The organism is Telluria sp. ZT3P26 (assembly GCF_059686035.1).
Genome location: NZ_JCASII010000005.1, coordinates 397,684 through 411,952, shown reverse-complemented (window position 1 = coordinate 411,952; position 14,269 = coordinate 397,684). Strand labels below are relative to the sequence as shown.

Here is a 14,269-nt window from a genome sequence, read left to right as displayed (position 1 = left end):
AATGAATATTATCCATATTGGGTATGGGACCTCGATGAGTCACGATAAATCACCAACGCGGCCAGCTGATATCTACCTGCGCTTCCTGCATCTGGTCGATGCCCTGCGCACGCTGCCCACGCTGGGGCCGCTGGACGCGCGCGAAGAGCGCGTGCTGACCGTCGTCGCCCGCGCGTCGCAGGCGCACCAGCGCCTCTCCGTGCGTGACCTGATGGCGCAGGAACACCTTGGCGCGCCTGCCACCATCCATGCGCGGGTCACGGCCATGCGCAAGAAAGGCTGGCTCACGCTCACCGACACCGAGGACACCCGGCGCAAGCAGGTCGACCTCACGCCGGCCGCGCTGGCGTATTTCGATGAACTTTCAGGCCTGCTGGTGAAAGCCGCCGAGGGCCGCTAGCGGCGCGCCTCGTCGTCCAGCCCGCGCAGCCACGCCATTTTTTCGGCGATCTTGGTCTCGATCCCGCGCGGCACCGGCTGGTACCAGCCTGGCTCGGGCATGTCGTATGGCAGGTAGCTCTCGCCCGCCGCATACGCGTTGGGCTCGTCGTGCGCATACCGGTAATCGTGACCGTAGCCCAGTTCTTTCATGAGCTTGGTCGGTGCATTGCGCAGGTGCACCGGCACTTCGCGCGACTTGTCCTTGCGCACGAATGCCATCGCCGCATTGAAGGCGTTGTAGCCGGCATTGCTCTTGGCGGCAATCGCCAGGTAGATCACCGCCTGGCCCAGCGCCAGTTCGCCTTCCGGCGAGCCGAGCCGCTCGTAGGTGGCGGCCGCGTCATTGGCCAGCTGGATCGCGCGCGGATCGGCAATGCCGATGTCTTCCCAGGCCATGCGCACGATGCGGCGCGACAGGTACTTGGCATCGGCCCCGCCGTCGAGCATCCGGCACAGCCAGTACAGCGCGGCATCGGGGTGCGAGCCGCGCACCGATTTGTGCAGCGCCGAGATCTGGTCGTAGAAGTTGTCGCCGCCCTTGTCGAAGCGGCGCACATTCAGCGTCAGCGCATTCTCGACGAAGTCGGCCGTGATGTGCGTGATGCCGGCCGTGTCGCTGGACGTCTTGGTTTGCTCGAGCAGGTTCAGGAAGCGGCGCGCGTCGCCGTCGGCGTAGCCGATCAGCGTGTCGATGGCGACCTCGTCGAATTCGAGATGCTGCAGCACGGATTCCTTCGCGCGCGCCAGCAACTGGCGCAGCTCGTCATCGGTCAGCGCCTTGAGCGTATACACCTGCGAGCGCGACAGCAGCGCCGAATTGACCTCGAATGACGGGTTCTCGGTCGTTGCGCCGATCAGCGTCACCAGGCCGCTTTCGACGAACGGCAGCAAGGCATCCTGCTGCGACTTGTTGAAGCGGTGGATTTCGTCGATAAACAGGATCGTGTGCTTGCCGCGCGCCAGATACTGCTCGGCCTGGTCGATCGACGCGCGGATATCCTTCACGCCCGACAGCACGGCCGACAGGGCGATGAATTCGCAGTCGAATGCATACGCGGTCAGCCGCGCCAGCGTGGTCTTGCCCACGCCCGGCGGCCCCCACAGGATCATCGAATGGGGTTTACCCGACTTGAAGACCAGGTTCAGCGGCTTGCCGGGACCCAGCAGGTGGCTCTGCCCCACCACCTCGTCGATGGTGCGCGGGCGCAGGGCCTCGGCCAGCGGCGCCGCCGGTTCGGTCTTGAACAGGTCATCCACGGCGCTCTCCGGTACGGCTTACTGGTTGACGACGTCGGCGCCCTTGGGCGTCTCGAACTTGAATTGCTGCGCGCCCAAAGCCGGGTTGCGCTGGAAGTTCGTGAAGGTCAGGCGCGACGTCTGGCCAAACGTGTCCTTCAGTTCCATTGCCAGCGGCACGCCGCCCTTCAGGCCGATGCTGATCTGCTCGAACGACGTGTCCCTGGCTTTCGGGACGGCCTTCAGCCATTCCATGCCGTCGCGCTCGCCAGCTTCGCTGAGCGTGAAGTTTTCTTCCAGCTTGTTGCTGCCAAACAGGATCGCGGCCGGGGACGAGCCCAGTGCGTTGCCCAGTTTGCGTACGGTGACCTGGTTCAGGTCCTTGTCGTAGATATACAGCTGGTCGCCATCGGCTTGCAGGACCTGCTCGTACGGCTTCTGGTAGGTCCAGATGAATTTGCCGGGGCGGGCGAAGACGAAGCTGCCGCTCGATGCGGGGCTGGCCTTGCCGCTTTTGGATTTGCCCAGCTGTTGCTGGGTGAATTCGCCCTTGGCCGATTTGGTGCTGGCCACGAAGGATTTGAATTGGTCGAGTGCGGCGGCGCTGGCGATGGTCGAGAACGCGAAGGCGCTTGTGGCCAGCAGTGCGGTGATCGTGAGTTTGGTTGCTTGCATGCTTGGGGCCTTTTCTTGTTGTTGGGGCCTGCTCGGGCAGGTTGGACGCGTGGACGGCGGAGCCGTCCACCCTACGTGCGACAAGGGTGCTTGGCGAGCGGGATGTTATTCCGCGCTGGCCGCCGGCACCAGGATGTCGCGGTTGCCGTTCGACTGCATCGGCGAGACGACGCCGCTGTTTTCCATCTGTTCCAGCAGGCGTGCGGCGCGGTTGTAGCCGATGCGCAGGTGACGCTGGACCAGCGAGATCGATGCGCGGCGGTTCTTGAGCACCACCTGCACCGCCTGGTCGTACAGCGCGTCGGCCTCACCGCCGCCCTCGCCTGCCGGGGCCCCGTCGGCTGCGCCGCCTTCTTCCAGCGTGCCGCCTTCGAGGATGCCCTCAATATAGTTCGGCTCGCCGAGCGATTGCAGATGTTTTACAACTCGATGCACTTCCTCGTCGGACACGAACGCGCCGTGCACGCGCACCGGCAGGCCGGTACCCGGCGGCATGTACAGCATGTCACCCATGCCCAGCAGCGCTTCGGCGCCCATCTGGTCGAGAATCGTGCGCGAATCGATCTTCGACGACACCTGGAACGCGATGCGGGTCGGGATGTTCGCCTTGATCAGGCCAGTGATGACGTCGACCGACGGGCGCTGCGTCGCCAGGATCAGGTGGATGCCGGCCGCGCGCGCCTTTTGCGCGATACGGGCGATCAGCTCTTCGACCTTTTTACCGACGACCATCATCAGGTCGGCCAGTTCGTCGATGATGATGACGATGGTCGGCAGCTTTTCGAGCGGCTCCGGGTTGTCCGGCATGATCGAGAACGGATTCGGGATGTGCTCTTCGCGCTTGGTGGCCTCGAGGATCTTGTTGTTGTAGCCCGCCAGATTCCGCACGCCGAGCTTGCTCATGAGCTTGTAACGGCGTTCCATCTCGTTGACGGCCCAGTTCAGCGCGTGACCGGCCTGGCGCATGTCGGTGACAACCGGCGCGAGCAGGTGTGGAATGCCTTCGTAGACCGACATTTCGAGCATTTTCGGGTCGATCAGGATCAGGCGCACGTCAGCCGGGTCAGATTTGTAGAGCAGCGACAGGATGGTGGCGTTGATGCCGACCGATTTACCGGAGCCGGTCGTACCCGCCACCAGCAGGTGCGGCATCTTGGCCAGGTCGGCCACCACCGGCTTGCCGGCGATGTCCTTGCCCAGCGCCACGGTCAGGCTCGACGCGCTGTCGCCATACACCTTGGAGCCGACGATTTCGGACAGGCGCACGATCTGGCGTTTCGGGTTTGGCAACTCGAGCGCCATGTAGTTCTTGCCGGGGATGGTTTCCACGACGCGGATCGAGGTCAGCGACAGCGAACGCGCCAGGTCGCGCGCCAGGTTGACGATCTGGCTGCCCTTCACGCCGGTGGCGGGCTCGATCTCGTAGCGCGTGACAACGGGGCCCGGATAGGCGGCCACGACCTTGGCGTCGACGCCGAAGTCGGACAGTTTCTTTTCGATGAGGCGGCTGGTGAATTCGAGCGTCTCGACGCTGACCGTCTCGGTGACGGGCGGCGCTTCATCCAGCAGCGCCAGTGGCGGCAGGTCGGAATCGCCCCGGTGATCGGAGAACAACGGCGTCTGGCGTTCCTTTTCGGCGCGCTCGGACTTGGGCACGCTGACCATCTGCGGCTCGATCTTGATCGGCTGCAGCGCAGGCTGGGCACCTGGCGCACCGCTGGATGCTGCACCCGAGACCGACGACGCCGTCGATTTGGCCATGGATACAGGCGCGGGCGCCATGTCGAGCGACGGCTCGGCCTTGACGACCGGGATCGGCTCGTTCGAATGCTTTTCGGTGAACTTGGCGCGGCCATGGTCGACGACCTCATCGCGCTTGACGGCCGCCACTTCGCCCTGCTTGCGGTCTTCGATGTCTTCCATGCGCAGGCGGAACCAGTCGAACGCGTCGTCGAACACGCCGCCGATGCGCTCGGCCACGGCCAGCCACGAGACCTGGAAGAACAGCGAAAAGCCCAGGCCGAACAGCAGCAACAGCAGCAAGGTGGCGCCGGTGGCGCCGAACGTGACCTGGCTGGCATGCCCGATCAGTTGCCCCAGCACGCCGCCCGGTGCGCGCGGCAGTTCGACGTCCCACGACCACATGCGCAGGTATTCGAGGCCGACGCTGCCGGCGAACATCAGCGCAAAGCCGATCCAGCGGACGTAGATTTCACCATGGTGCACGGGTTCGGCCGCTGCGGCGGTGCCGAGCTTGTCGGTCAGGCGCCGCCAGCCGCGCCAGACCTGGCGCAGGAAGATGACGCTCCACCACCAGGCGGAAAAACCGAAGATGAACAGCAGCAGGTCGGACAGCCAGGCACCGGCGCGCCCGCCCAGATTGTCGATGCGGGGCACCGAATTGGCGTGCGACCAGCCGGGGTCACCCTTGCTGTAGCTAAGGAGAATCAGGACGAAATAGAGGAACGCGACGGCGCCGGCGATCCAGCGCGCTTCGGACAGCAGGCGCGACAGGCGGCCTGGCAGCGGCGCGCGGGCCGTTTGCTTGGTGCGGGTGTATCCGGAGGTGGCGGCTGGACTATTCTTGCTCATTGCAGGCACTACTAGGTAACTACGAATCGACGATCCGGTCATTCTAAGCGATATATGGTCGCGCCGGCCCCACGATTCATGCCCGCGCGCCGCATCGTCTATAATCTGCCCTCTTTCGCACACCCCGACCGGCGCCCGCGTGGGCCTTGATTCTTCTCAAGCTGCCCCCAATTGCCGTGTGTCTATTAACAATCATTGAAGCGCCGCCATGACTACAACTAAACACGCCAAAGTCCTCATCCTCGGTTCCGGTCCTGCCGGCTACAGCGCTGCCGTGTACGCCGCGCGCGCCAACCTCAAGCCGATGCTGGTGACGGGCGTCGAGCAAGGCGGCCAGCTGATGACCACTACCGATGTCGAGAACTGGCCGGGCGATCCGATGGGCGTGCAAGGCCCGGAACTGATGCAGCGCCTGCTGCAGCACGCCGAGCGCTTCAATACCGAGATCGTGTTCGACCAGATCCACACGACCTACCTGAACGAAAAGCCGATCCGCCTGGTGGGCGACAGCTTCACGTTCACCTGCGACGCCCTGATCATCGCCACCGGCGCCTCGGCCCAGTACCTGGGTCTGCCATCCGAGCAGGCGTTCATGGGCAAGGGCGTGTCGGCCTGCGCCACCTGCGATGGTTTCTTCTACCGCAACCAGGAAGTCGCCGTCATCGGCGGCGGCAACACTGCCGTCGAAGAAGCGCTGTACCTGGCCGGCATCGCCTCCAAGGTCACGCTGATCCACCGCCGCGACAAGTTCCGCGCCGAGCCGATCCTCGTTGACCGCCTGATGCACAAGGTTTCCGAAGGCAAGATCGTGCTGGAATACAACCAGACGCTCGACGAAGTCCTGGGCGACAACAGCGGCGTGACCGGCCTGCGCCTGAAGTCGACCCAGACGGGCGAATCGAAGGACCTGACCGTGCACGGCCTGTTCGTGGCGATCGGCCACAAGCCGAACACCGGCATCTTCGAAGGCCAGCTCGAGATGCACAGCGGCGGCTACCTGGTGACCAGGTCGGGCCTCGAAGGCATGGCGACCGCCACCAGCGTGCCGGGCGTGTTTGCTGCCGGCGACGTGCAGGATCATATTTACCGCCAGGCGATCACCAGTTCGGGCACCGGCTGCATGGCCGCGCTCGACGCACAGCGCTATCTCGAAGCGCTGGAAGACGACCCACAGTAAATCCTCACCAGGGACCGCATTCGATGGCAGGCATGAAAGACTTCGCCGAGCTCAAGGGCTTGCGCGACCAGCTCAAGGAAACCGAGCGCGTGCGCGCCATCGAACAGGCCGAGCGTGAACAGCGCGAACGCCTGGCACGCGAACGGGCCGTTGAATTTCGCAGCTCGATGCAGGGCGTGCGCAAGCTGCCCGAATCCGACCGCTACGTGCACCGCCCGGTGTACGTCGCCCCGAACCGCGACCTGCGCAAGGGGCCGGTGCTCTCTGCCGAAGAGGAAACCGAGGCCGTCCTGCGCGAATCGCTGTCCGACGAATTCGATGTCGAAGGCATGCTCGACGAAGATCCGGCCCTCAGTTACTCGCGCGACGGCGTCGGCCCCGACGTCGTGCGCAAATTGCGCAAACGCCACTGGCCGATCCAGGACGAACTCGACCTGCATGGCATGAACCGCGACGCCGCGCGCGATGCCCTCACCGACTTTTTGCACCGCGCCAACCGGCGTGGCGTGCGCTGCGTGCGCATCATCCACGGGATCGGCTACGGCTCCCCGGGTGGTGCGCCCGTGCTGCGCGGCATCGTGCACAGCTGGCTGGTGCAAAAGAACGAAGTGATTGCCTTTTGCGCGGCCGGCCGTTCCGACGGCGGGCATGGCGCCCTGATTGCCTTGTTGCGCGCCGCGATGCTGGAATAACAAGCGTCTGTATGGGTAACGCAACACGGCTGTGTAACAATTGCAATGTTCGTGTTTGCAGTGCCGACGCCTTTTGCAGGTTGATTGTAGAATTCCTCTCGGCCGGTCTGTTGCCGGTCATTCGACTAGGGGTGGTGTGATTTGAAGGCAATGCAAGCGGTGACCATGGAGCATGGGCAGCAGGTCGATTTGTCGTCCTGCGCCGACGAGCCGATCCATATCCCGGGCTCGATCCAGCCTCACGGCGCCATGCTGTTCTTTACCGAAGACGCACGTCTGGCCGGCTGGAGCGAAAACGCGCCCGGTATGCTGGGTGTCGCCCCGCAACTGGGCCTGTCGCTCGATGCGCTGGCATTGCCGGTGGCGGCCTTCGACGCCATCTCCGACTGCATCGGCACCCTGCACGACGACGATGCCGGCCCGATCGTGGCCGGCCTGTCCATCGGCGCGGCCGAATACGATTGTGTGGTGCACGCTGCCGGCGGTCGCATCACGGCCGAATTCGAATTGCGCGAAGCCTCGACCGAAGAAGTGTCACAGTTCGCCGTCAAGGCGCACAGCTCGATCGACCGCCTGCGCCGCCAGAAAACCATCGAAGGGCTGCTTAACGCCGCCGTCACCCAGGTGCGCGAGTTCACCGGATTCGATCGCGTGATGGCCTACCGTTTCCGCGCTGACGACAGCGGCGACGTGGTGGCCGAAAGCCGGCGCGACGACCTGGTCCCGTACATCGGCCAGCGCTACCCGGCCGGCGACATCCCGGCCCAGGCGCGCCGGCTGTACACGCTCAACACGCTGCGCATGATCGGCGACATGGACTACACCGCCGTGCCGCTGCGCGGCGCCCCCGGTGCCCCACCGCTGGACATGAGCTTTGCCGTGCTGCGCAGCGTCTCGCCGGTGCACATCGAGTACCTCAAGAACATGCACGTGATGGCGTCGATGAGCGTCTCCATCGTCATCAACGGGCGTCTGTGGGGCCTGATCGCCTGCCATCACATGTCGAAGAAGCTGGTGCCCTACGCGGTGCGCCTGGCGGCCGACGTGCTGGCGCAGGTGATGGCGTCGACCATCCATAGCATCGAAGCGCGCGCCGACGCCACGCTGGCCGAAGAATCGGCCCGTGTACGCACCGGCATCGTCGAATCGCTGCTGCTCGACGACGACCCGATCGACGCGCTGGGCGAGCACGGCACGTCGCTGATGGCCGCTGCCGGCGCCCAGGCAATGATCGTCGCCCAGCACGGCAAGGTGGTCGTGCATGGCGAACTGGCGCCGGAGCTGGCCAAGGCGATCATCGCATCGCTGCCGGACAACCAGCACGATCTGCTGGTGCGCGAAGCCAGGCGCGAATGGCCGGAGGCGCTCCGGGAGCAGCTGGGAAAGTGGGTCGGCATGCTGGCCCTGCCCTTCGACCCGATGGGCCAGGGCTGGTGCGTGCTGCTGCGTGTCGAGCAGATCGAAACCGTTGCCTGGGGTGGCCGTCCGGAAAAAATTGCCATCTTCGGTCCGCTGGGCGAACGCCTGACGCCGCGCGGCTCATTCGATGCCTGGCACGAGACGGTGCGCGGCTGCGCGCACCCGTGGGAACCGACCGTACTGGGCAATGCCCGCCTGACGCTGGCCGAACTCGTACGCGCAATGAACTCGCACCGCTCGCAGACCGAAGCCACCCGCGCGCAGCTGCTGGCGATGCTCGGGCATGATCTGCGCGATCCGTTGCACTCGATCAATATGGCCGGCATGGTCCTGGAACGCACCGGCAACGGCGGCGGCAACGGCCAGCCGACGCTGGGCAAGCGCATCCAGTCATCCACCAACCGCATGCAGCGCATGATCAGCCAGGTGCTGGACATGAGCCGCATCGACAGTGGCATGGGTCTGGGCGTGTCGCTGGTGCCGGTCGACCTGAAGGATTTGCTGATCGACCTGATGGATGAGGCGCGCATGGCCTACCCGTCGATCCCGCTCGACCTGATCTGCGACGACGAGGCCACTGTCAGGGCCGACAGCGGCCGCCTGGGCCAGGTGTTGTCGAACCTGATGAGCAATGCGCGCCACCACGGCGAGCCCGGCACGCCGGTGACCGTGTGCCTGCGCGCCAACGAGCGTGACGCGTCGGTCGAGGTGGCCAACGCCGGCCAGGCGATCGCGCCCGAGACGGTGGCCACGCTGTTCAACCCGTTCAAGCGCGCGTCGATGAACAATCCGCGCAACCGCACCGGCATGGGCCTGGGCCTGTACATCGCGCAGCAGATCGTGCGCGAGCACCAGGGCGAGCTGGCCTACCGCTATGCGGATGGGCGGGTCATCTTCACGTTGCGGCTGCCGCTGCTCGCACGCTAAGGCCCGGCACGATCGGCACATCGGTCACGTCATTGGGCGGGTAGTTGAAGTAGCCCCTGCCCACCCAGTCGTTGTCGGTCACGAAGAAGGCGCTGAACGGCATCTCCATGGTACCGATTGCCGGTGGCTTGAGCGTCGTGAAGATCGTGCCCTTGAGCGCCAGCGCCTGCGTTGCCGGGCCAAACCCCATCGCACGTATCTGGCCGGTGATGTTCGACACCCGCAGCTCGCCGTACGGCGGCGCCAGGGCCTGGGAGATCTCGCCTTTGCCCTGCACGGTGCCATCGGCCCCGTCGATCATCAGTGCCATCGTCAGGATCGGGGCGCCGGGCATGCCCTGGTTGCCTGCGGTCAGCGTGATCACTCGTACGGATTCGAACGTATTCGCCATCATGTGCTCCTTGATCTGGTTGGCCTGCCGGGACTGCCCGGCGTTCACACCGCCCGGGACATGACCACTGTAAGCACACCCGGCCGGAATCACCTTCCGGTTTTCTTCCGGCTCGCACGCGGCATGGCGTGATCCGTGCCACCCATACATAATTCTCTTATGCAAGCGCCGAGCACGTGGTAATCTCACAACACCATTCCCAGCCCACTGTTGCATGACGCTCATCAAGTTCATCGAAATCATGGCGATCCTGGTCGGCGCATTTTCCGGCTTCATCGAAGCGCGCCGCAAGCGCATGGATCTGGTCGGGGTGTTCACCGTCGCCTTCATCACGGCATTCGGCGGCGGCACGCTGCGCGACATCCTGCTCGACAAGCGCCCGCTGTTCTGGGTGACGCACCAGGAATATGCGATCGCGATCTTCGTGCTGGCGCTCGTCGCTTCTCCGCTCATCCGCACGCTGCGCCAGATCGTTTCCGAACGCCTGATCGTGATTGCCGATGCCGTGGGCCTGGGGCTGTTCTCGATCGCGGGCGTGTCAGCTGCGCTGGCGGCAGACATGCCGATCTTCATCGCCTCGATGATGGGCGTCATTACCGGGATTTTCGGGGGTGTGCTGCGCGATATCGTCTGTAACGAAGTGCCGATGGTGTTCCGTGACGGCAAACCGTATGCGATCTGCGCCTTCATAGGCAACTGGCTGTTTTTGCTCATGGGCAAGTACGGCGTGCCGGACGATTTCGCGCTGTGGTCGAGCTGCCTGTTCATCAGCGGCCTGAGGCTGCTGACATGGAAGTTCGATATGCGGATGGGGCGGTAACGACGCACCGCCCCGATGGGCCTGCCTAGACGGCGTCGGGGCCGGTCTCGCCGGTACGGATCCGGATGACCTGCTCGATGTTCTGCACGAAGATCTTGCCGTCACCGATCTTGCCGGTGCGGGCTGCCTTGATGATGGCGTCGACGACGCTGTCGGCCATCGGATCGTCCACCACCACTTCGATCTTCACTTTCGGCAGGAAGTCCACGACGTATTCGGCGCCGCGGTACAGCTCGGTATGCCCCTTCTGGCGACCGAAACCCTTCACTTCGGTGACGGTCAGGCCGGTGACGTTCACTTCGGCCAGCGCTTCACGCACTTCGTCGAGCTTGAACGGTTTGATCACGCAGGTAATCTGTTTCATGGTGGTAGTCCTTTCGATGAGTCGGGGATGGTCGCCAGGTCGTCGAGCCAGACGGTGGCCTCGGAGTCGGACGGTGCGCGCCAGTCGCCACGTGGCGAGAGCGAGCCGCCGTTGCCGACCTTTGGTCCGTTCGGTACGCACGAGCGCTTGAACTGGCTGGTCTTGAAGAAGCGGAACAGAAAGATCGACAGGTTGCGCTTGATGGCATCCAGGTCGTATTGGTTGCGCGTGCCGGTCTCGTCCGGCCAGCGGCCTGCCGCATTGTCGTGCCACGCGGCGTACGACATGAACGCGACCTTGCTCGGCTTGAAGCCATAGCGCAGTGTATAGAACAGATTGAAGTCTTGCAGCTCGTAGGGGCCGATGCGCTCCTGCGTGCTTTGGGCGGGCTTGGCATCGGCCGCGCCACCCGGCACCAGCTCGGGGCTGATTTCGGTGTCGAGGATGTCGATCAGCACCTGCGACTGCCCTTCGGCAACCACGGCGCCCGTCTCGGCGACCCAGCGCACGAGGTACGAGATCAGCGTCTTCGGTACGCTGGCGTTGACGTTGTAGTGCGACATATGGTCGCCCACGCCGTAGGTGCACCAGCCCAGCGCCAGCTCGGACAAATCGCCCGTGCCGATCACGATCCCGTTGTGGAAGTTCGCCAGCCGGAACAGGTGGTTGGTGCGCTCGCCGGCCTGCACGTTTTCGAACGTGATGTCGTAATCTGGCGTGCCTTCGCTGTACGGGTGCCCCAGATCCTTGAGCATCTGGATGCAGCTCGGGCGGATGTCGATCTCTTGCGCGCTGCAGCCCACGGCCGCCATCAGGTCGCGCGCCTGCTTCAGGGTGCGCTCGCTGGTGGCGAAGCCCGGCATCGTGTAGGCCAGGATGTTCGTGCGCGGCAGCTTCAGCCGATCCATCACCTTGGCGCAGACGAGCAGCGCGTGGGTGGAATCGAGGCCACCGGACACGCCGATGACCACCTTCTGGATGCCGCTCGAGGCCAGGCGCTGGATCAGGGCCTGGACCTGGATGTTGTAGACCTCGGTGCAGCGCTCGTCGCGCCGGGCGCGGTCGGTCGGCACGTACGGGAAGCGCTCTATGCTGCGCGCCAGCGGCAAGGTGCGTTCGAGCGGCAGCGCGAGCTCGAAGCGCACGACGCGAAACGCCGCGACTTCGCTTGCATGGCGCCGCGCCGATTGCGCGAACGTGGTCGCCTTCATGCGGTCGTGCGACAGACGCTCGAGGTCGACGTCGGCGAAAATGATCTGCGACTCGTCGGAAAAGCGCGCGGATTCGGCCAGCAGCTCGCCCTTTTCGTAGATCAGCGACTGGCCGTCCCACGCCATGTCGGTGGTCGACTCGCCCCGCCCGGCCGACGTGTACAGGTAGGCGGCCATGCAGCGCGCCGATTGCTGGCCGACCAGCTGGTGGCGGTAACCGCTCTTGCCGACGACGACGTTCGATGCCGACAGATTGACCAAAACCGTGGCGCCGGCCAGTGCCGCAAACGAGGACGGTGGCACCGGCACCCAGACGTCTTCGCAGATTTCGAGGTGAAAGCGCAGCAGCGGCAGGTTGGCGACCTCGAACAGCAGGTTCACGCCGAACGGCACCGCCTCGCCAAACAGGTCGATCTTGTCGACGGGCGCGCAATCGGCGGGCGTGAACTGCCGGGATTCGTAAAACTCGCCATAATTAGGCAAATAGCTTTTCGGCACCACGCCCAGCACACGCCCGTCGGCGATGGCGACGGCGCAGTTGAACAGCATGTGGTTGACCCGCAGCGGCATGCCGATGACGATGGCCAGCGGCAGGCTGCGCGAGGCATCGAGGATGGCCTGCAAGCCGTCAAGGCAGGCATCGAGGAGCGTACTCTGGTGAAACAGGTCGTCGCAGGTGTAGGCGGACAGGCCCAGTTCGGGAAACGCGACCAGCGCCGCCCCTTCGCTTGCCGCCTGCTGCGCCAGCTGGATCGTCTGTTCGACGTTGTAGGCCGGGTCGGCCACGCGGATGCGCGGGATGGCGACGGCAACGCGTGCAAAATGGTGCGAATAGAGATTGAAGAATCGGCTGTTCATGAATGGGTCTCTCGCAGTGCCGACGCGGCGAATCGCTGCCCGTCGCCACTAACTTCGTAGAATTGGAAGCAATGTTGAAAGCAATGACAGATTATCGCACGCATATCGTCTCGAGCCTGTCCGAAGTCGGGCAGGCGCCATGGGACGCGCTGGTCCAGGCCCAGGCCGCGCCGACGCCGTTTCTCTCGTACGCCTTCCTGCATGCGCTGCACGCATCGGGCAGCGCAGCGCCCGAGAGCGGCTGGCAGCCGCAGTTCCTGCTGCTGTACGACGCGGCCGACGTGCTGGCGGCCGCCCTGCCCCTGTACGTCAAGGGCCATTCGTATGGCGAGTACGTGTTCGACTGGGCCTGGGCCGATGCCTACGCCCGTAATGGCCTCGACTATTACCCGAAGCTGCTGTCGGCGATCCCGTTCACGCCCGTGGCCGGTTCGCGCCTGCTGGCGGTCGATGCCGCCGCGCGCGCCGCGCTGATCGACGTGCTGACGGCCACGCAGTCGGCCACCGAGGTCTCGTCGACCCATATCCTGTTCCCGCCCGAGGATGAAGCGCAGGCGCTCAAGGATGCCGGCTTCCTGCTGCGCAGCGGCGTGCAGTTTCACTGGCTGAACCGGGGTTATGCGAGCTTCGACGACTTTCTGGCCACGCTCGAGCCAAAAAAGCGCAAGAACATTCGCGCCGAGCGGCGCAAGGTGGTCGACGCTGGCGTGACGATGCGGCGCGTGCGCGGGGCGGACGCCACCCGCGAAGACTGGGTGCTGTTCAACCGCTGCTACCGCAATACCTACAAGGACCATCACTCGACGCCGTACCTGAACCTGGACTTTTTCCTGCGCATCGGTGCGACGATGCCGGACAATATCCTGCTCGTGATCGCCGAGCTGGAAGGCCGTGCGATCGCCGCGTCACTCGTCATCCACGATGCCGACACGCTGTACGGGCGCTACTGGGGCGCGCTGGAACACGTGCCGTGCCTGCACTTCGAGGCCGCGTATTACCAGCCGCTGGAATTCTGCATCGAACAGGGCATCGCCACGTTCGAAGGCGGCGCGCAGGGCGAGCACAAGATGGCGCGCGGCTTCCTGCCGACCAAGACCTGGTCGGCGCACTGGCTGGCGCATCCGTCGTTTGCCAATGCCGTGGAAAATTTCCTGCAGCGGGAAGCAGGCGGCATCGATGACTACCTTGATGAATTGAACGAGCGCAGTCCGTTCCGCAGCCAGCCATAAGACGACGCTCCTAGATAAAAAAAAAGGCCGGCCCGCAGTACGGGCCCAGCCTTTTCATCGGTCCGCCAACAGGTAGCGGCGGGTACTGCTTAGTTCCAGCCGCCGGCGTTCAGGCGATAATCGACCTTCGCTGGCTTGATGGCTTCTGCCCGCTTGCGCAGGGCATATTTGGCGCGGCTGCCGGCAGCGGCGACCAGTGCGTGGACAATCTTTTTCACGTAGAGCTCCTTCGATTGC

13 protein-coding genes are annotated in these 14,269 nt (G+C 64.6%); 6 read left to right on the top strand and 7 right to left on the bottom strand.

Features of this window, described 5'->3' with window-relative positions:
- The first annotated feature begins 34 nt into the window (after positions 1 to 34).
- A complete protein-coding gene (locus AC56LN_RS18295) occupies positions 35 to 400 on the top strand; it encodes a winged helix-turn-helix domain-containing protein (RefSeq protein WP_499573856.1) in 366 nt (121 codons plus the stop codon).
- Here the strand turns inward: AC56LN_RS18295 and AC56LN_RS18290 are convergent.
- The 3 genes from AC56LN_RS18290 to AC56LN_RS18280 form a co-directional block, all read right to left on the bottom strand.
- Entirely contained in the window at positions 397 to 1,698 is a 1,302-nt protein-coding gene (locus AC56LN_RS18290) for a replication-associated recombination protein A (protein ID WP_499573855.1), read from the bottom strand. The genes AC56LN_RS18295 and AC56LN_RS18290 overlap by 4 nt on opposite strands.
- A gap of 18 nt (positions 1,699 to 1,716) precedes the next feature.
- Positions 1,717 to 2,352, bottom strand: a complete 636-nt coding sequence (gene lolA, locus AC56LN_RS18285) for an outer membrane lipoprotein chaperone LolA (protein ID WP_499573854.1) — start codon at positions 2,350 to 2,352, stop codon at positions 1,717 to 1,719.
- Between the two features lie 105 nt (positions 2,353 to 2,457).
- Entirely contained in the window at positions 2,458 to 4,944 is a 2,487-nt protein-coding gene (locus tag AC56LN_RS18280) for a DNA translocase FtsK (protein WP_499573852.1), read from the bottom strand.
- 208 nt (positions 4,945 to 5,152) lie between these two features.
- On the opposite strand from AC56LN_RS18280, the gene trxB reads away from it, so the two are divergent.
- The 3 genes from trxB (at position 5,153) to AC56LN_RS18265 (ending at position 9,159) form a co-directional block, all read left to right on the top strand.
- Positions 5,153 to 6,121 carry a thioredoxin-disulfide reductase gene (gene trxB, locus AC56LN_RS18275; RefSeq protein ID WP_499573850.1) on the top strand — a complete coding sequence of 323 codons (969 nt, stop codon included), beginning with the start codon at positions 5,153 to 5,155 and terminating at the stop codon, positions 6,119 to 6,121.
- A 23-nt stretch (positions 6,122 to 6,144) separates the two neighbouring features.
- The gene (locus AC56LN_RS18270) at positions 6,145 to 6,813 is read left to right on the top strand and encodes a Smr/MutS family protein (RefSeq protein WP_499573848.1); all 669 of its coding nucleotides are present in this window, start codon (positions 6,145 to 6,147) and stop codon (positions 6,811 to 6,813) included.
- 150 nt (positions 6,814 to 6,963) lie between these two features.
- On the top strand, positions 6,964 to 9,159 hold the full coding sequence (locus AC56LN_RS18265) for an ATP-binding protein (RefSeq protein ID WP_499573846.1): 2,196 nt from the start codon (positions 6,964 to 6,966) through the stop codon (positions 9,157 to 9,159).
- Here the strand turns inward: AC56LN_RS18265 and AC56LN_RS18260 are convergent.
- Positions 9,128 to 9,553, bottom strand: a complete 426-nt coding sequence (locus tag AC56LN_RS18260; RefSeq protein ID WP_499573844.1) for a DUF1842 domain-containing protein — start codon at positions 9,551 to 9,553, stop codon at positions 9,128 to 9,130. The genes AC56LN_RS18265 and AC56LN_RS18260 overlap by 32 nt on opposite strands.
- Before the next feature lie 211 nt (positions 9,554 to 9,764).
- Between AC56LN_RS18260 and AC56LN_RS18255 the strand changes: the two genes are divergently transcribed.
- Positions 9,765 to 10,370, top strand: coding sequence for a trimeric intracellular cation channel family protein (locus AC56LN_RS18255; protein WP_183550873.1), 606 nt, complete (start codon positions 9,765 to 9,767; stop codon positions 10,368 to 10,370).
- 25 nt (positions 10,371 to 10,395) lie between these two features.
- On the opposite strand, the gene AC56LN_RS18250 is transcribed toward AC56LN_RS18255, so the two are convergent.
- A complete protein-coding gene (locus AC56LN_RS18250; protein WP_183550870.1) occupies positions 10,396 to 10,734 on the bottom strand; it encodes a P-II family nitrogen regulator in 339 nt (112 codons plus the stop codon).
- The gene (locus AC56LN_RS18245) at positions 10,731 to 12,803 is read right to left on the bottom strand and encodes an NAD(+) synthase (RefSeq protein ID WP_499573842.1); all 2,073 of its coding nucleotides are present in this window, start codon (positions 12,801 to 12,803) and stop codon (positions 10,731 to 10,733) included. Before AC56LN_RS18245 ends, AC56LN_RS18250 begins: the two co-directional genes overlap by 4 nt.
- 83 nt (positions 12,804 to 12,886) lie before the next feature.
- Between AC56LN_RS18245 and AC56LN_RS18240 the strand changes: the two genes are divergently transcribed.
- A complete protein-coding gene (locus AC56LN_RS18240) occupies positions 12,887 to 14,032 on the top strand; it encodes a GNAT family N-acetyltransferase (RefSeq protein ID WP_499573840.1) in 1,146 nt (381 codons plus the stop codon).
- Positions 14,033 to 14,121: 89 nt separating this feature from the next.
- Here AC56LN_RS18240 and AC56LN_RS18235 read toward each other — a convergent pair whose 3' ends face one another.
- Positions 14,122 to 14,250, bottom strand: coding sequence for a hypothetical protein (locus AC56LN_RS18235; RefSeq protein ID WP_332529949.1), 129 nt, complete (start codon positions 14,248 to 14,250; stop codon positions 14,122 to 14,124).
- Positions 14,251 to 14,269 lie beyond the last annotated feature (19 nt).

Bases quoted from the DNA above. Each gene is read 5' to 3' on its own strand.
- AC56LN_RS18295 (WP_499573856.1), top strand. From the start codon at position 35: ATGAGTCACGATAAATCACCAACGCGGCCAGCTGATATCTACCTGCGC.
- lolA (WP_499573854.1), bottom strand. From the start codon at position 2,352: ATGCAAGCAACCAAACTCACGATCACCGCACTGCTGGCCACAAGCGCC.
- AC56LN_RS18280 (WP_499573852.1), bottom strand. From the start codon at position 4,944: ATGAGCAAGAATAGTCCAGCCGCCACCTCCGGATACACCCGCACCAAG.
- trxB (WP_499573850.1), top strand. From the start codon at position 5,153: ATGACTACAACTAAACACGCCAAAGTCCTCATCCTCGGTTCCGGTCCT.
- AC56LN_RS18270 (WP_499573848.1), top strand. From the start codon at position 6,145: ATGGCAGGCATGAAAGACTTCGCCGAGCTCAAGGGCTTGCGCGACCAG.
- AC56LN_RS18265 (WP_499573846.1), top strand. From the start codon at position 6,964: ATGCAAGCGGTGACCATGGAGCATGGGCAGCAGGTCGATTTGTCGTCC.
- AC56LN_RS18260 (WP_499573844.1), bottom strand. From the start codon at position 9,553: ATGATGGCGAATACGTTCGAATCCGTACGAGTGATCACGCTGACCGCA.
- AC56LN_RS18255 (WP_183550873.1), top strand. From the start codon at position 9,765: ATGACGCTCATCAAGTTCATCGAAATCATGGCGATCCTGGTCGGCGCA.
- AC56LN_RS18250 (WP_183550870.1), bottom strand. From the start codon at position 10,734: ATGAAACAGATTACCTGCGTGATCAAACCGTTCAAGCTCGACGAAGTG.
- AC56LN_RS18245 (WP_499573842.1), bottom strand. From the start codon at position 12,803: ATGAACAGCCGATTCTTCAATCTCTATTCGCACCATTTTGCACGCGTT.
- AC56LN_RS18240 (WP_499573840.1), top strand. From the start codon at position 12,887: ATGACAGATTATCGCACGCATATCGTCTCGAGCCTGTCCGAAGTCGGG.